The 18,227-nt window shown below is 29.0% G+C and carries 17 protein-coding genes; 7 read left to right on the forward strand and 10 right to left on the reverse strand.

The genetic code is table 11. From position 1 onward, the window contains the following. Positions 1–6: 6 nt before the first annotated feature. From J2Z25_RS17700 to rpmH, 10 genes are all read right to left on the reverse strand, one after another. Positions 7–768 carry a ParA family protein gene (locus tag J2Z25_RS17700; RefSeq protein WP_008676160.1) on the reverse strand — a complete coding sequence of 254 codons (762 nt, stop codon included), beginning with the start codon at positions 766–768 and terminating at the stop codon, positions 7–9. Positions 769–936: 168 nt separating this feature from the next. After that, positions 937–1,713, reverse strand: coding sequence for a nucleoid occlusion protein (noc, locus tag J2Z25_RS17705; protein WP_035284796.1), 777 nt, complete (start codon positions 1,711–1,713; stop codon positions 937–939). Between the two features lie 211 nt (positions 1,714–1,924). Beyond that, positions 1,925–2,644, reverse strand: coding sequence for a 16S rRNA (guanine(527)-N(7))-methyltransferase RsmG (rsmG, locus tag J2Z25_RS17710; RefSeq protein ID WP_209741502.1), 720 nt, complete (start codon positions 2,642–2,644; stop codon positions 1,925–1,927). A gap of 17 nt (positions 2,645–2,661) precedes the next feature. Beyond that, positions 2,662–4,536 carry a tRNA uridine-5-carboxymethylaminomethyl(34) synthesis enzyme MnmG gene (gene mnmG / locus J2Z25_RS17715; RefSeq protein ID WP_209741503.1) on the reverse strand — a complete coding sequence of 625 codons (1,875 nt, stop codon included), beginning with the start codon at positions 4,534–4,536 and terminating at the stop codon, positions 2,662–2,664. 13 nt (positions 4,537–4,549) lie between these two features. Then, the gene (gene mnmE, locus J2Z25_RS17720) at positions 4,550–5,929 is read right to left on the reverse strand and encodes a tRNA uridine-5-carboxymethylaminomethyl(34) synthesis GTPase MnmE (RefSeq protein ID WP_209741504.1); all 1,380 of its coding nucleotides are present in this window, start codon (positions 5,927–5,929) and stop codon (positions 4,550–4,552) included. Between the two features lie 158 nt (positions 5,930–6,087). After that, entirely contained in the window at positions 6,088–6,711 is a 624-nt protein-coding gene (gene jag, locus J2Z25_RS17725; protein WP_209741505.1) for an RNA-binding cell elongation regulator Jag/EloR, read from the reverse strand. A gap of 39 nt (positions 6,712–6,750) precedes the next feature. Further along, a complete protein-coding gene (yidC, locus tag J2Z25_RS17730) occupies positions 6,751–7,515 on the reverse strand; it encodes a membrane protein insertase YidC (RefSeq protein ID WP_209741506.1) in 765 nt (254 codons plus the stop codon). Positions 7,516–7,533: 18 nt separating this feature from the next. Then, complete coding sequence (yidD, locus tag J2Z25_RS17735) at positions 7,534–7,743, reverse strand: membrane protein insertion efficiency factor YidD (protein WP_008676177.1); 210 nt, start codon at positions 7,741–7,743, stop codon at positions 7,534–7,536. Further along, a complete protein-coding gene (gene rnpA / locus J2Z25_RS17740; RefSeq protein ID WP_008676180.1) occupies positions 7,743–8,093 on the reverse strand; it encodes a ribonuclease P protein component in 351 nt (116 codons plus the stop codon). Before rnpA ends, yidD begins: the two co-directional genes overlap by 1 nt. A gap of 60 nt (positions 8,094–8,153) precedes the next feature. Next, positions 8,154–8,288, reverse strand: coding sequence for a 50S ribosomal protein L34 (rpmH, locus tag J2Z25_RS17745; RefSeq protein WP_008676183.1), 135 nt, complete (start codon positions 8,286–8,288; stop codon positions 8,154–8,156). Positions 8,289–8,821: 533 nt separating this feature from the next. On the opposite strand from rpmH, the gene dnaA reads away from it, so the two are divergent. From dnaA to gyrA, 7 genes are all read left to right on the forward strand, one after another. Continuing rightward, positions 8,822–10,177: a chromosomal replication initiator protein DnaA gene (gene dnaA, locus J2Z25_RS17750; protein ID WP_008676185.1), complete on the forward strand. Its 1,356-nt coding sequence runs from the start codon at positions 8,822–8,824 to the stop codon at positions 10,175–10,177. 259 nt (positions 10,178–10,436) lie between these two features. Then, on the forward strand, positions 10,437–11,537 hold the full coding sequence (dnaN, locus tag J2Z25_RS17755) for a DNA polymerase III subunit beta (protein WP_008676186.1): 1,101 nt from the start codon (positions 10,437–10,439) through the stop codon (positions 11,535–11,537). A 47-nt stretch (positions 11,538–11,584) separates the two neighbouring features. Then, the gene (gene yaaA, locus J2Z25_RS17760; RefSeq protein WP_142691586.1) at positions 11,585–11,791 is read left to right on the forward strand and encodes a S4 domain-containing protein YaaA; all 207 of its coding nucleotides are present in this window, start codon (positions 11,585–11,587) and stop codon (positions 11,789–11,791) included. Positions 11,792–11,870: 79 nt separating this feature from the next. Then, positions 11,871–12,956: a DNA replication/repair protein RecF gene (gene recF, locus J2Z25_RS17765; RefSeq protein WP_099346702.1), complete on the forward strand. Its 1,086-nt coding sequence runs from the start codon at positions 11,871–11,873 to the stop codon at positions 12,954–12,956. A gap of 14 nt (positions 12,957–12,970) precedes the next feature. Next, positions 12,971–13,231 (forward strand): extracellular matrix regulator RemB, encoded by a 261-nt coding sequence (remB, locus tag J2Z25_RS17770; RefSeq protein WP_008676191.1) that lies wholly within the window; start codon positions 12,971–12,973, stop codon positions 13,229–13,231. A gap of 54 nt (positions 13,232–13,285) precedes the next feature. Then, on the forward strand, positions 13,286–15,199 hold the full coding sequence (gyrB, locus tag J2Z25_RS17775) for a DNA topoisomerase (ATP-hydrolyzing) subunit B (protein ID WP_280916857.1): 1,914 nt from the start codon (positions 13,286–13,288) through the stop codon (positions 15,197–15,199). A 21-nt stretch (positions 15,200–15,220) separates the two neighbouring features. Continuing rightward, on the forward strand, positions 15,221–17,791 hold the full coding sequence (gene gyrA, locus J2Z25_RS17780; protein WP_209741507.1) for a DNA gyrase subunit A: 2,571 nt from the start codon (positions 15,221–15,223) through the stop codon (positions 17,789–17,791). Positions 17,792–18,227: the final 436 nt, after the last annotated feature.

The following is an 18,227-nucleotide window of genomic DNA, read 5'->3' on the forward strand; positions in this document are numbered from 1 at the left end:
ACCTACTTACTGCCTACTTAAAAACTCTTTTGTTAATGACTTATAAGATTCAGCGCCCTTGCACTTTTCATCGTATAGCATTATTGGCAATCCAAAACTAGGAGCCTCTGCTAATCTTATATTTCTTGATATTTTAGTTTCATAAACCTTCTCATTAAAGAAGTTCTTCACTTCTTCAAGAACTTCATTACTTAAATTAGTTCTATAATCATACATAGTCATTACAACACCTTCTATTTCAAGGTTTTTATTTAATGATTTTTTAACTAATTGAATAGTATTTATAAGCTGTCCTACTCCTTCAAGTGCATAAAACTCACATTGAATTGGTATTAATACTGATTCAACTGATGTTAATGCATTAATTGTTAATACTCCTAATGATGGTGGACAATCTATGAAAATAAAATCATATTCATCCTCTACTTCTTTAATTTTATTTGTTAAAATAGTTTCTCTATCTTCTTTACCTATGATCTCAACTTCCGCACCTGCTAACTCCATTGTTGATGGAGCTATAAATAAATTTTGTACTAATTCACTTTTTAATATAACCTCTCTTAATGAGGCATCTGATGTTAATACATCATACATTGATAATTCTAAATTTCTCTTATCTAAGCCTAACCCACTTGTTGTATTTCCTTGGGGATCTATATCTATTGTTAATACCTTATAACCCTCCATAGCTAGATATGCGCATAAGTTTATGTTTGTAGTCGTTTTTCCAACTCCGCCCTTTTGATTAAATATACAAACCTTTTTCATATAAAAGCTCTATTTTAGAGCTTCACCCCCCTTCTCATATTAATATTATATATACTTTTTACTAATATTAAAAGATTAACATAATAAAAATTGATTAAATTAATAATCAAATTTAAATTCATAAAAAAATAAGTATATTCTTATTAAATAAGAATATACTTATTAAAGTTATTTTTTAGGTATAGAAACTGTTATTTGTATAAACTCCTCATCATCCTTAAACTTATATTCAGCTGGTATATTAAACTTATCAAATACTTGCTTTATAGTGTTTACATACAGTTTTGCCGGAAATACACTCTTAACCCTTTTCTTCTCTTTGTTATTTAATTCTTCTCCAGCTAATTTTAACAGTTCTTTATTAACTGCTTCTTCTGTAGCTTTAACATTAAGAGAATTCTTTATTACCTTTTCTACAACCTTTAATTGTAGTTCTTCATTAGGTAATGATAGTAACGCTCTTGCATGCCTCTCTGTTAATTTATTTTCTATACAAACCGATCTAACACTCGGAGTAAGTTTTAATAATCTTAGCTTATTAGCTATAGTTGATTGTTTTTTACCCATTCTTTTAGCTAATTCATCTTGGGTAAATTTATGATCATTTATAAGATTATAATAAGCCTCAGCTTCTTCTATAAAATTTAAATCCTCTCTTTGTAAATTCTCTAACAAAGCTATTTCAGCAGATTGTGTATCAGTTATTTCAATAATATTACATGGTACATTTTCTAATTCTGCCATTCTTGCAGCTCTCCATCTTCTTTCACCTGCTACTAATTCAAAGTTTTCTCCCCTTCTTCTAACAGTAATAGGTTGAATTATTCCATGTTCCTTTATAGATTGAGATAATTCTTCTAATGCTTCTTCGTTAAAAAATCTTCTAGGCTGATAAGTATTTGGAAATATCTTATTTACACTTATACTTGTAATTTCTCTATTCATATGCACCCAACCATCCCCTATTATTCTAAGTTACCATTTTATTCAATAAAGTAAAAATTCTATTTTCTTCTCTAATTTCCTTCTTTTTATTATCTAATATTATAAGACAAATTAGTTTATTATAATTTAATAAATTACAAATGGACTCATATATATCAATAAATTTTTATTAATCGACTATTTTTATTTAGTTATATTGTAGAATTTAATTCTATTTTATAGGTTTTTTGTTTATTGTTCCTGCCTTTCTAGGATATACCTTTGAGCATTTATTAATTTTTTTAATTTCTACAATATTATGCTTCAGGTTAGATTCTTCTATATTTACCTCAATTATCTCTTTTAATTCTCCACCTAAAACTGCTATTGCCTTGTGTCCATCTTTAATTTCTTCTTCTATAGCAGGGCCCTTTAATGCTACAAAGTGTCCACCTACTTTTATGTAAGGCATACAAAACTCCGATAAGACCGCCATATTTGCTACTGCCCTTGATGTGGCTACATCAAACTTTTCTCTTAATTCTGGTTTTCTTGCACCATCTTCTGCTCTTGAATGAATTGTAGCTACATTTTTTAACCCTATATTATTAATAACTGTATTTAAAAAATTAATTCTCTTATTCAATGAATCTAATAATGTTACTTGAACATTTGGATTCATTATAGCTATAGGTAAACCTGGAAAGCCTGCTCCTGTTCCTACATCTATTATAGTTTTTGCATTCTTAATAGCATCTGATTTAAAAGCCTTAATACAATCTATAAAATGTTTTTTTATTACTTCCTCATCTTCTGTTATTGCAGTAAGATTAATCTTTTCATTCCACTCTTGAAGTAATCTCATATATTTTATAAATTTCTCATATTGATTCTCTGATAATTCCATTCCTACTTCTAAAGAAGCCTCTTTCATTAATTGAAAATATTCCATAGTTCCTCCAAAGAAATTTATTTCTTATATTGATGTTCTAAATAAATTAATAGTACTGATATATCAGCTGGTGATACCCCTGATATTCTTGATGCTTGCCCTATACTTACAGGTCTAATATTAGATAGCTTTTGAATTGCTTCTGTTCTTAATCCCTTTACGTCCGCATATTCTAGATCTTCAGGAATTAATTTCTTCTCAAACTTTTTAAATTGTCTTACTTGATCCAATTGACTATCTATATAACCTTCATATTTAGCAATTATATTTATTTGTTCCCCGATATCATCTTCATAGTCAGGTCTATCAATATCTAAGCTTGCTAAGCTAAAATAATCTAATTCTGGTCTTTTAATTAATTCATAGAAGCTTATAGGCTTCTTAAGCTCTGTTGAGCCCATTGAAACTAAGAATTCATTTGTTTCTTTCTTATTGGTTATTTGAAGTTCCTTTAATCTCTTTGCTTCATTTTCTATATTATTCTTTCTTGTTAGGAACCTTTGATATCTTTTTTCTGTTGCAAGGCCAACTTTGTACCCAATTTCAGTTAATCTAAAATCGGCATTATCTTGTCTTAATAATAATCTATACTCAGCTCTTGATGTCATCATTCTATATGGTTCATTAGTGCCTTTAGTAACTAAATCATCGATAAGTACGCCCATATACCCATCAGATCTAGTTAATATCATAGGCTCTTTATCTTTAATCTTTAAAGACGCGTTTATTCCAGCAACTATCCCTTGTGCAGCTGCTTCTTCATAACCTGAACTACCATTTAATTGCCCAGCTCCATATAATCCATCGAAATTTTTAAATTCTAATGTTGGTTTTAACTGAGTTGGATCAATTGAATCATATTCTATTGCATATGCAGTCCTCATTATCTCTACATTTTCTAGTCCAGGAACAGTTCTTAGCATTTGTAACTGTACATCTTCTGGAAGTGATGAAGACATTCCTCCAATATACATCTCTTGAGTATCTTCACCTTCTGGTTCTATAAATAATTGATGTCTTTCCCTATCTGGGAATCTCATAACTTTATCCTCTATTGATGGACAATATCTAGGTCCTACCCCCTCGATTAATCCATTATACATTGGAGATCTTTCTATGTTTTCTTGTATTATTTTATGTGTTTCTCCACTTGTATAAGTTAACCAACAAGAAACTTGTTCCCTAGATATATCATCACTCATAAATGAAAATGGAACTATCTTTTCATCTCCTGGTTGCTCTACCATTTTTGAAAAATCAACAGATCTTTTATTTATTCTCGCTGGAGTACCAGTTTTAAATCTTCTTAATGATATTCCTAAATCGATTAATGATTGTGATAATTCATTAGCAGCTGCTAATCCATTTGGTCCACTATTATAAGTAACCTCACCTATTATTATTCTTGCTCTAAGATATGTACCTGTAGTTAATATAATAGCCTTACAACTGAAGTATCCACCATTCTTTGTAAGTACACCTTTAACTTTTCCATCTTCTATATCTACTTCTATAACTTCTAATTGCCTCAAACTAAGGTTTTCTTGATTTTCAAGTACATTCTTCATTCTATTTTGGTATTTCTTTTTATCTGCTTGCGCTCTTAAAGAATGTACAGCAGGCCCCTTTGACGTATTTAGCATTCTTGATTGAATAAATGTGTTGTCTATATTAACCCCCATCTCTCCACCTAATGCATCTATTTCTCTTACCAAGTGACCTTTTGCAGTACCTCCTATATTAGGATTACAAGGCATCATAGCTACAGAATCAAGATTAGTAGTACAAATTAATGTTTTTAATCCCATTCTAGCTGCTGCAAGTGCTGCTTCACAACCAGCATGACCAGCACCAACAACTACTACATCGTATTCTCCCGCATTATATTTCATATTTATATTTCTCCTACTTTCCACAACAAAATTCTTTAAATATTTTATTAACTAAGTCTTCTTCTAACTCTGAACCAGTAATTTCTCCTAAAGCTTTTAAGGCTGCAGTTACATATATTGAAATTAAATCAAGAAACTCATTATTTTTAACTCTTATTAGAGCATCATCACAATTTTCCTTTGCTCTAATTAAAGCTTGCTTATGTCTTGAGTTAGATATTATTAAACTTTCGCTATCTATTTTACCATTAAAGAACATATTCTTAATCTCATTTTTTAATCCATCTATTCCAACATCTTCTTTTGCGGAAATTTTTATTATATTTTTAAAATTATTTAATAAAGATTTATCTAATTTATTTTCTAAATCTATTTTATTTAATAAAACTATAGAATTTTTATTTTTTATAGCTTCTATTATTTCAATATCTTCTTTATCTAATTCCCTAGAAGAATCTAATACTAATAAAACTAAATCTGCCTCATTTATTTTTTCTTTTGATTTTTCAACTCCAATTTTTTCAACTATATCTTCAGTTTCCCTTATTCCCGCCGTATCTATTATCTTTACTGGTATTCCATCAAGATTTATATATTCTTCTATTACATCTCTAGTAGTTCCAGCAATATCTGTAACAATTGCTCTTTTTTCTTTCAAAAGGACATTTAATAAAGATGACTTTCCTACATTTGGTTTACCTACTATAGCTAAACTTAATCCATCTCTTATTATCTTACCTTCATCTGCACCTTTAAGTAGTTTACTCATATCATCGCATGCTTTTTCAAGACTATCTTTTACTCTCAATGGAATAGTCGGGTCAACTTCCTCATCATCTTCTGTAAAATCTACAGCATATTCTATTAGAGCTAATACATTTAATAGATATTCTCTAAGCTTATTGATTTTTTTAGATAATGAACCTGTACTTTGCATTAATGCTGATTTCATTGCTAATTCAGTTTTAGCTGTGATCAAATCCATAACTGCCTCTGCTTGAGATAAATCTATTCTTCCGTTCAAAAATGCTCTTTTAGTAAATTCACCTGGATCTGCTATCCTTGCTCCAGCCTTTATAACCATTTCTAGAACCTTATTTGTTGATGTTACTCCGCCATGACAATTTATTTCTACAGTATCTTCTGCTGTGAAACTTTTCGGCCCCTTCATATAGCTTATAATTACTTCATCTATTAGATCTTCTTTATCTATATCAACTATATGACCATATCTCATAGTATAAGTCTTCATATCTCTTATATCTTTTCCACTTTTGGCCCTAAAAATTTTAGAGACTATCTCTAATGCCTTATCACCAGATACTCTTATAATTGCAATTCCACCTTCTCCAATTGCTGTGGATATAGCGCAAATTGTATCAAATTCTTTCATCATCTATCCTCCTTAAAGTATTTTAGATAAATTCTTTCGTTCAATATATCAGGTATATTTATATTATACCCCATTTTAACTAATATTCATTTTACAAAACTATTTGAATTAAGTCAAAATAAATAAAAGGTAAGAAAGCCAATTGGCCTTCTTACCTTTTATTTATTTATATCCACTACAACTCTTCTGTAAGGCTCATCACCTTCGCTAAATGTGTAGACATATTCATTATCTTGTAAAGCAGAATGTATTACTCTTCTTTCATAAGGATTCATTGGTTCTAACTTATAAGGTCTTCTAGTCTTTCTAACTTTATATGCAGTTTTTTCAGCAACTCTTTTTAAAGTATCTTCCCTTTTGCTTCTATAATTCTCAGTATCCAAAACCACTTTTTTATAAGGAATATCATGCCCCTTATTAACAACTAGCGAAGCTAAATATTGTAGAGAATCTAAAGTTTCTCCTCTATATCCAATAATTAATCCCATTTTAGGACCATTTAAATCTATATGAACAACATCATTAACTTCTCTAATCCTTATTTCAGCTTGTACTTTCATATTATCAAGAATACTTCTTAAAAATACTCTTACATCTTCCTTATAATCTCTTTTAACTTTAACTAATATTTTTGCTGGCTTTGTTCCTATAATATTTAGAAATCCTTTTGATCCTTCATCTAAAATCTCATATTCAACCTTATCTTCTGTAAGATTTAATTCTTTTAAAGCGCTTTGCAATGCTTCACTTACGCTTTTCCCTGTCATTTCTAATGTTTTCATACCCTATTCACCACCTAGTAAATACTAAATATAATAATCTTAATTTTTTTTCTTAGTCTTTGGTGTTGCTTTTTTTGCGTTTTGAATAGTTTTTAACTTTTCTTCTTCTTCTTTTGCTACCTTTTTCTTTTTAGCTGGCAAGTAATTTAAGAAATAAGTTTGTGCTAATTGTATAACTCCACCTATTACCCAATAAATAACTAGAAGGGAACTAAAGTTGATAGCCATTACCCCCATCATACCTGCCATCATGATATTCATACTTCCCATATTCATAGGACTATTTTCATTTTTAGGCATTGACTTAGTTAAAAGTAAACTTGGTAAATAAGTACTTAAGAAAGCTAATACCGGCATTATAAAGTAAGGATCTTTTTCAAATACATTTGGTATCCATAAAAATGATGGATGTACTACTGATCCCTTATCTATATTCATAAACACATAATATAACGCAAATAGTATTGGTAATGGTAATAATGTTGGAAGACATCCACCAAACATACTTACATTATTTTCTTTCATGCATTTTGAATACTCAGCTTGCATCTTTTGAGGATCATTTGCATATTTCTTTTGTATTGCATTTAATTCTGGTTGAATTTCTTGCATTCTAGCATTTGATCTATTAGCCTTTATATTTAATGGAAGTATTAATAATCTAATTATTATTGTAAATATTGCGATTGCTAATACATATGAAACCCCACTTGGTTCCATATTAAATACTGAAAGAATAAAATCATGTAGAACATTAAATATACCTGTCAAGAAATTTGTTATTGGTGATAAGAAACTCATCATCTTTTATGCGTAACCTCCTTATTTTACAGGGTCGTATCCACCCTTAGCAAATGGATGACACCTTAAAATTCTCTTTATAGCTAAAAAACCACCCTTTATTGCTCCATATTTATTAATAGCATCTATTGCATATTGTGAACATGTAGGAACATAAATACATGTTGGTGGTCTCATTGGCGAAATATATTTTCTATATAAATATATAGATCTTAACATTATCTTCTTCATTATTTATATAAGCCTGCCTTTAAAAAAAGTTTTTTCATTGCATTTTCAACTTCTGAGAAACTTTTTCCTTTTATCGCGCTTCTTGCTACAAACACAAAATCGTAGCCACTCTTAAGGTCCTTTTCATTAAGTCTATAGCTTTCGGTTATCAATCGTTTACTTCTACTTCTAACTACGCTATTTCCAACTTTCTTACTTACTGAAATTCCTACCTTATTATAAGTAAGATTATCTTCTGTTTTATTTTTTCTATTATTAAAAGTGTATAAAACTAAAAGGTTATTAGCTAAAGACTTTCCCCTTCTATATACTAATTTAAACTCATTATTTTTTCTTAATCTGTATACCATTGGAAACTCTATACTCCTTTTTTCCTGCTATTGCAGAAAAAAGGCCACTATTTGCGGCCCTTATGCTGTTAATCTTTTTCTACCTTTTTGTCTTCTTTTCTTAAGAACAGTTCTTCCTGATGAAGTTTTCATTCTCTTTCTGAATCCATGTTCTTTTTTTCTTTGTCTCTTTTTTGGTTGGTATGTCATGAACATTTCACTACACCCCCTTTAAATTGTAATTTCTATAGTAAAAACTATAATTCCTATTTTAAATTTACCTTATCATTATATATATATCATGTTTTTATGTCAATACACTATAATTTTCAAATTCTGTTGATAAATATAAGAATTTACCACAGTTTTTTGTGGATAACTCCTTGAATACTCTATTTGACTTATGTTATTATAAATATTGAATGTGAATAATTTTACTTTTACAACAAGTTATCCACACCTGTGGATTAAATTGTGCATAACTTGTTTACTTTTTCTCTATTACTTATCTGTTTATATATATTTTTAGCTAAAATATTGCTTTTATACCATGTTAATAATGTGAAAAAAGGTACATACTTATATTGTGGATAACTTTTATTTATAAAAAATATCAACATAATTATTAACATGTGAATATTTTTATTATATTTATTAACATGCACTTTCATATGTTAATAAGTGTGTTGATATGTTGTTATTAACTATTTAATATTTAAATTTAAAATTTATTTTATGGAGGATATAAAATGAATAATGATCTAAAATCATTATGGGAAAAAACATTAAATATAATCAAGGGTGAAATGAGTGAAGTTAGTTTTAATACATGGATTAAAAGTTGCGAACCTATTTCTATATCTTCCAATATAATAAGAATCAGTGTTCCAAATTCCTTTACTCAAGATATATTGGAAAAGAGATATAAGGACTTAGTTGTAAATTCTATAGAAGCTGCTTGCTCAAAAGTTTACACTGTAGAATTCATGGTAGCATCTGATATTCAGGAAGCCGAAGAAAAGGAAGAAAAAAAATCAAAAATTGATGATAGAGGATCTATTACTGTAAATGATGAAATGTCTAGTTTATTAAATCCAAAGTATACATTTGCTTCTTTCGTTATTGGTAATAGTAATAGATTTGCTCATGCAGCTTCATTAGCAGTAGCCGAATCACCTGCAAAAGCCTATAATCCTCTATTTATATATGGAGGCGTTGGTCTCGGTAAAACACATTTAATGCACGCAATTGGTCATTATGTTTTACAAAATAATTCTAATGCTAAAGTTGTATATGTATCTTCAGAAAAATTTACTAATGAGCTTATTAATGCAATAAGAGATGATAAAAATGAAGAATTTAGAAATAAGTATAGAAATGTAGACATTTTACTTATAGATGATATTCAATTTATAGCTGGAAAGGAAAGAACTCAAGAGGAGTTTTTCCATACATTCAATGCATTACATGATGCTAATAAACAAATAATTCTATCATCTGATAGACCCCCTAAAGAAATTCCTACTTTGGAGGATAGATTACGTTCTAGATTTGAATGGGGCTTAATTGCTGATATTCAAGCGCCAGATTTTGAAACTAGAATGGCAATATTAAAAAAGAAAGCTGATGTAGAAAAACTAAATGTTGCAAATGAAGTTATGGTTTATATTGCAACTAAAATTAAGTCTAATATTAGGGAGTTAGAAGGAGCTTTAATTAGAATTGTCGCTTACTCGTCACTTACTAATAGGCCGATTACTGTTGAGTTAGCAAGTGAAGCCCTTAAAGATATAATATCAAATAAGCAAAACAGGAATGTAACTATAGACGTTATACAGGATGTTGTTGCTGGATATTTTAACCTTAGAATAGAAGACTTAAAATCTCAAAGAAGGACTAGGAATGTAGCCTATCCTAGACAAATTGCAATGTATTTAAGCAGAAAGCTAACTGATATGTCTTTACCTAAAATAGGTGAAGAGTTTGGGGGCAGGGATCATACTACTGTTATACATGCTTATGAAAAAATATCTGATAGTTTAAATACAGATGAAAGCCTACAACACACAGTAAATGATATAACAAAGAAGCTAACTCAAAATTAATTAACAACTGTACATAAATATATTGAATTGTTTGTGGATAACTACTAAAATCAATATTGATTGTTAATACTGTGGATAAGGTATATGATTTTTGTTCAACTTATCCACAATATTTTTTTATAAGTAATTTAGTATTTTCAAGGGGTTTAAGTACTTATTAACATATCAACAGCCCCTACTACTACTATTATTAATTTATATCTATATATTTATCTATATCTATAGATATCTAATGTATATAACTTAAGGAGGTTTTTATATGATATTTATCTGTGAAAAACAAAAACTACAAGAAGGTATATCGATTGCCAATAAAGCTATAACTGGTAAAACAACAATGCCTATTTTAGAAGGAATCTATATAAATGCTAAAAATGAAGGATTAACATTAATAGGATCTGATATGGATGTATCTATTGAAACAAAAGTAGATGCTGATATATTAGAAGAAGGTATGATCGTAATAGATGCAAGAATATTTGGAGAGATAATAAGAAAATTACCTAATTCAGATATAAAAATAGAAACTTTAGAAAATGATATAATACAAATAACATGTGAAAAATCAGTATTTAACTTGGTTTATATGAATGGAGAAGATTATCCAGCTTTACCTAGCATAAATGAAAATCTTTCAGTTGAAGTTTCTCAAAATATATTAAAAAATATGATTAAAGGAACATCATTTGCAATAGCTCAAGATGAAACTAGACCAATATTACAAGGAATTTTATTTGAGGTTAAAAATAAAAATTTAAATTTAGTAGCATTAGATGGATATAGATTGGCAGTAAGAAGTGAGTTCCTAGATAATGATAATGAAATAGAAGTAGTTATTCCAGGAAAAACATTAAATGAAGTTTCAAAAATATTAGAAGATGTTTCTGATATAGTAAAAATAACATTTACTAACAATCATATATTATTTAATTTAAATAATACAAAAGTTATCTCTAGATTATTAGATGGTAAATTTGTAAATTATTCATCTTTATTGCCTCAAGAGCACAAAATATTAGTAGATGTGAATAAGCAACAATTACAAAGTTGTATAGAGAGAGCTTCCTTAATGGCTAAGGACAGCAATAGTAATTTAATAAAATTAGAAGTTCAAGAAGAGAATATGATAATAACATCTAATTCTCAATTGGGAAAGGTTAGGGAAGAACTTACTATAAATCTGCAAGGAGAACCAATACAAATTGCATTTAACTCTAGATATTTATTAGATGTATTAAAGAATGTAGATGATGATGAAGTTAAATTAGAGATGACATCAAGTGTTAGTCCTTGTGTGATAAAATGTAAAAATACAGACAATTCAAAGTATCTTGTTCTACCGGTTAGATTAATAAGATAGAAAGGAGATTATGCATAAAGAATGAATTAATATGCATAAAACTGGAAATGGATGAAATTAAAATAAATACTGAGTTTATAAAATTAGATTCATTTTTAAAGTGGTGTGGAGCTGCATCTTTAGGATCAGAAGCTAAAATGTATATTTTAGATGAGATGGTTAAAGTGAATGGTGAAGTTTGTACTCAAAGAGGAAAAAAATTAAAACAAGGTGATATAGTAGAGTTCAATGGAGAAAAGTATAAAATTATTTAATAATAATAAATATTTATTACCATTAACCTAATAATTACTTTTATTCCTCTAATATGTTATAATTAAAATAGGTGTAAAAATGTATATTAAAAGACTACAGATGTTAAATTATAGAAATTATAAATCTTTAAATATAACACTTGGTAAAAATGTAAATGTATTTATGGGGGATAATGCTCAAGGGAAAACAAATATTCTTGAAGCAATTTATTATTGTGCTTTTGCAAAATCACATAGAACTTCAAAAGATAGAGAATTAATAAATTGGAACTCAGATAGTGCATATGTAAGTTTATTGGTAGGTAAAGATAGACTTGATAAAAATATCGATATAAATATACTAAAGGATGGAAAAAAAGCCATCAAGATTAACAAAATTAAGGTATCTAAAATAGGGGAGTTGTTTGGAAATTTTAATGTTGTTATGTTTTCCCCAGAAGATTTAAAGATTATAAAAGATTCTCCTGGAGTAAGAAGAAAGTTTATTGATATGGAGCTATGTCAATTAAATTCTAAATACTATTATAATCTAGTACAATATAATAAGGTTTTGAATGAACGTAATGTTGTATTAAAAAATAGAAAGCTAGATTCAGAAATTTTAGATATATATGATATACAATTAGCAAATTTTGGGTATCATATAATAATAGAAAGACTTAAATATATCAATAAGTTGAATTTCTATGGAAAGGATATTCATAAAGATATATCTTCAGGAAAAGAAAATGTAGAGTTTAAATACATAAGTACAATAAAGGATCTAGAAGATATAGAAAATAGTTTTTATGAATTACTAAGAAGAAATAGAAAAAAGGATATTGAAAAGGGAACTACTAGTATAGGACCTCATAGAGATGATTTTATTGTGCTAATTAATGATGTAGATACTAAAAGCTTTGGGTCACAAGGACAGCAAAGAAGTGCTGTCCTTACAATAAAGTTTTCATCTTTAAAAATAATAAAGGAAATGACATCAGAGTATCCAGTTTTATTATTAGATGATGTTTTATCAGAATTAGATTTTAATAGAAAGAGATATATTCTAAGTACGATTGGAGAAATCCAAACTATAATAACGTGCACAGGAATAGAAGATCTTACAAATTATTTAGATAATAGCTCCAGGGTCTTTAAGGTCAAAGAAGGAGAAATCCTAAATTAAAAGGAGGAATTCTTATGTTTTTACATTTAGGAGAAAATGTTGTTGTTCCAATTAAAGATATAATTGGAATTTTTGATTTGCAAACTACAATGTATAGTTCGGATACTAGTGCATTCATAAGAATGGCAGAAGAAGATGGGTTTGTAGAGAGAATTTCTAAAGAAAAACCAAAATCATTTGTTATAGCTGAAGTTAATAAAATGAGTAAAGTTTATTTATCTCCAATATCATCTTCAACTTTAACAAAGAGAACAAATATAGATTATAATCCATAACTCCAATGTTAAATCTTCATGTGATTATAATAAAACTTCATTAAGGAGGAGATTATGTTGGAAAAAAGCAATCAAAGCTATGATGAAAGTCAAATTCAGGTATTAGAAGGATTAGAGGCTGTTAGAAAAAGACCAGGAATGTATATAGGAAGTACTAGTTCAAGAGGATTACATCATCTTGTATATGAAATAGTTGATAACAGTATAGATGAGGCTTTAGCAGGATTCTGTACAGAGATATCAGTTGCAATAAACGAGGATAATTCAATTACTGTAATTGATAATGGAAGGGGTATGCCAACTGGAATACATCCTAAAATGGGAAAATCAACAGTAGAAGTTATAATGACAGTTCTACATGCTGGAGGAAAGTTTGGAGGCGGAGGTTACAAGGTCTCTGGAGGATTACATGGTGTTGGTGCATCTGTTGTTAATGCATTATCAGAATGGTGTGAAGTAACAGTATTGAGAGAAGGGGATATATGGCAACAAAAATATTCTAGAGGGAATGCTGTAACTGATTTAAGTAAAATAGGTAAAACTGAAGAGCATGGTACAAAAGTTTCATTTAAGCCAGATACAGAGATATTTGAGGAAACAGAATATGATTTTGATATATTAGCAAATAGGCTTAGGGAATTAGCATTCTTAAACAAGGGAATTAAAATCATATTATCTGATGCTAGAGAAGAAGGTAAAACTGAAGTATATCACTATGAAGGTGGTATAAAAGAGTTTGTATCTTATTTAAGTAGGAACAAGGAAGTTTTACATCAGGATCCAATTTATATTGAGGGGGAAAAAGATGGTATAATAGTTGAAATATCACTTCAATATAATGATAGTTATACAGAAAATCTATATTCATTTGCTAACAACATAGATACTATAGAGGGTGGTACTCACTTATCTGGATTTAAAACAGCATTAACAAGAGTAATAAATGATTATGGTAAGAAGTTTAATCATTTGAAAGAAAATGATAAAAACTTATCAGGAGATGACATTAGAGAAGGATTAACGGCAGTAGTTTCTGTAAAGATATCTGAACCTCAATTTGAAGGACAAACAAAAACTAAACTTGGGAACTCAGAAGTTAGAGGCGTAGTAGATTCTATAGTTGGTGAAGGAGTTTCTATATTCTTAGAGGAAAACCCAGGTATAGGTAAAATTATAATAGATAAAGCATTAATGGCTGCTAGAGCTAGGGATGCTGCAAGAAAAGCTAGAGAATTAACAAGAAAATCAGTATTAGAACGTTCATCATTACCAGGAAAATTAGCAGATTGTTCATCAAAAGATCCTTTAGAATGTGAAATTTATATAGTTGAGGGAGATTCAGCTGGTGGTTCAGCTAAACAGGGAAGAAATAGAAGATTCCAAGCGATACTTCCTCTAAGAGGTAAAATATTAAATGTTGAAAAACAAAGACTAGATAGAATATTAACAGCTGATTCAATAAAATCAATGGTTACAGCTTTTGGTGCTGGAATTGGAGATGATTTTGATGAAGAAAAGTTAAGATATAACAGAATAATAATAATGACAGATGCTGATGTTGATGGAGCTCATATAAGAACTTTATTATTAACATTCTTCTTTAGATATATGAGAGGACTATTAGATGGAGGACATGTATATATAGCTCAACCACCACTTTATCAAGTAAAAAAGAATAAGAAGGAATATTACGCTTATTCAGACGCAGAACTTGAAAAATTATTAAGCGAAATTGGTGGAAAAGATAATTCAACAAATATACAAAGATACAAAGGTCTTGGAGAAATGAATGCAAATCAATTATGGGATACAACTATGGACCCTGAAAAGAGAGTATTATTAAAGGCTACTGTAGAAGATGCTATAGCAGCGGACGAAATATTTACTATATTAATGGGAGATAAGGTTGAACCAAGAAGAGAATTTATCCAAAAGAATGCTAAAAAAGTAAGCAATTTAGATGTTTAGTACTAAAACGAGGTGAGGTACATGAGTTTAAACGAGGGAAAAGTTATATCTATTGATATAAATAAAGAAATGAAAAGATGCTACATCGATTATGCAATGAGTGTTATAGTTGGTCGTGCTCTTCCAGATGTTAGAGATGGTCTAAAGCCTGTACATAGAAGAATATTGTTCTCTATGAGTGAATTAGGATTAGCACCTGAAAAGGGATATAGAAAATGTGCAAGAATAGTCGGAGAAGTTTTAGGTAAGTATCATCCACATGGTGATTCATCAGTTTATGATGCACTTGTAAGAATGGCACAGGATTTTTCTATGAGATATATGCTTGTAGATGGTCACGGAAACTTCGGATCAGTTGATGGTGATAGTGCTGCTGCTATGAGATATACAGAAGCCAAGATGAATAAAATTGCTGCAGAAATGTTAAGAGATATATCAAAAAATACAGTAGATTTTATTCCTAACTTTGATGGTGAAGAAAAAGAACCAGTTGTACTACCATCAAGATATCCTAATCTTTTAGTTAATGGTTCATCAGGTATAGCTGTTGGTATGGCAACTAATATTCCTCCTCATAATCTAGGAGAAGTAATAGATGGAACAATTATGCTTATAGATAATCCTGAAACAACTGTTTTAGAATTAATGACTGCTATTAAGGGTCCTGATTTTCCAACTGGAGCTACAATAATGGGGAAATCAGGAATAAGAGCTGCTTACGAGACTGGTAAGGGAAGAATAATAGTTAGAGCAAAAGCTGAAATAGAAGAGGAAAATAATAGGCATAAAATAATAGTTACTGAAATACCATATCAAGTAAATAAGGCTAAACTTATAGAAAATATAGCTGATTTAGTTAAAGATAAGAAGATAGTTGGAATATCAGATTTAAGAGATGAATCTGATAGAGATGGTATGAGAATTGTAATAGAGCTTAAGAAAGATGCAAATCCGAATGTAATATTAAATCTATTATATAAACATACAAAAATGCAAGATACGTTTGGGGTAATAATGTTAGCGTTAGTTAATAATGAGCCTCAAGTATTAAATCTTAAACAAGTATTAGCTAATTATATAGAATTCCAAAAGGAAGTAGTTACTAGGAGAACTGTATTCGAATTAAACAAGGCTGAAGCTAGAGCTCATATACTTGAGGGATTAAGAATTGCTCTTGATAATATTGATGAAGTTATAAATATAATAAGATCATCAAAGACTACTGAAATTGCTAAAAATACACTTATAGAAAGATTCCAATTAAGTGAGAAGCAAGCACAGGCAATTCTAGAAATGAGATTAAGAAGATTAACAGGTCTAGAAAGAGACAAGATAGAGGAAGAGTTTGCTGAACTTATGAAATTAATAGATTATTTAAATTCAATATTGGCAAGTGAAGAAAAACTTTTATCTGTAATAAAAGATGAGCTTATAGAAATAAAGAATAGATATAATGATGAAAGAAGAACATCAATAGAAAAAGTAGTTAATGATATAGATATTGAAGACCTTATTCAAGAAGAAGAGGTTGTAATTACTTTAACACATTCAGGATACATTAAGAGAATATCTGCTGATACATACTCTTCTCAAAGAAGAGGGGGAAGAGGAATACAAGCAATGTCTACAAAGGAAGATGATTTTGTAGAACATGTAAATGTGGTATCGACTCATTCAGATGTATTATTCTTTACAAACAGAGGAAGAGTTTATAAGTTAAGAGCATATGAAATACCTGATGCAGGAAGAACAGCAAAGGGAACAAATATTATAAATCTTATAGCTATAGAACAAGATGAAAAAATTGAGACTGTACTTTCAGTTAAAGATGATGTAAATGAAGGATTCTTATTTATGGGAACTAAGCAAGGGTTAGTAAAGAAAACACCTTTATCTGAATTTAAGAATCTTAGAAAGAATGGATTAATAGCTATAAACCTAAGAGATGGAGATGAACTTCTAAAAGTTAAGATAACTCGTGGTGATGCAGATATTGTTATAGTAACACAAGACGGAAATGCAATAAGATTCAACGAGACTGATGTAAGACCTATGGGAAGAACAGCATCAGGAGTAAGGTCAATCAATTTAAGAAAAGATGATATTGCTGTATGCATGGATATAGCTGTAGAAGGAGAAGACTTACTTGTTATTAGTGAGAATGGATTTGGAAAAAGAACTCCTATAACAGAATACAAGAGACAAAAAAGAGGCGGAACAGGATTAATAACATATAAATTATCTGAGAAGACAGGTAAAGTTATAGGTGCAACTATATGTAAAATTGACGATGAACTTATGTTAATAAATACAAGTGGTGTAGCTATAAGAATAAATGTATCTGATATATCAGTAACTAGTAGATCTACAATGGGAGTAACTCTTATGAGAACTACAGAAGAAGAAAAGATAGCTGCAATTGCTAAAATATCAGGAAGTATTGATGATAAAGAAGAGCAATTAACTTTAGATAGTGAAGATATAAACGATGAAGTTAAAAGTGAAATAGCAGTTGTAAGTGATTCTGATAATAGTTTAAATGAATTATTAGATAGAGCTGAAGAAGAAGATACAGCTGAAGAAGAGGAATAAAATATATAAACTTAAATAAAAATAAATTGCAATTATTATTATTCAATATAGGGATAATTGCAATTTATTTTTTTATAAGCTATAAAGAATATTGAGAAATTCAGTTATAATTAATTAATTTAACGTAACCATATCCTGGTGTATCATTAGTAGAAAAAATTAGATATTACTAGAAATATTAAGAAAAGTAAATATAATTTATTAAAATATAATGTATTATACAAAACTTAGTTGGATTTACATGTTAAGATAAATCTCGTCGCTGAGAGACGCGATGAAAAAAGTCAAAAAAACTTTGAAAAAAAGTTATTGACAAGAAATGAAACAAATGATAAGATAAAAAAGTCGCTTGAGGGCGATGAAGAAAATGGTCTTTGAAAATTGAACAGAAAATAAGTTAAGTAAACAAACCAGCAATTCTTTTAGACGTCTTAAC

Origin of the sequence: Clostridium tertium, from assembly GCF_017873245.1 — a bacterium.
Classification (GTDB): Bacteria; Bacillota; Clostridia; order Clostridiales; family Clostridiaceae; genus Clostridium; species Clostridium tertium.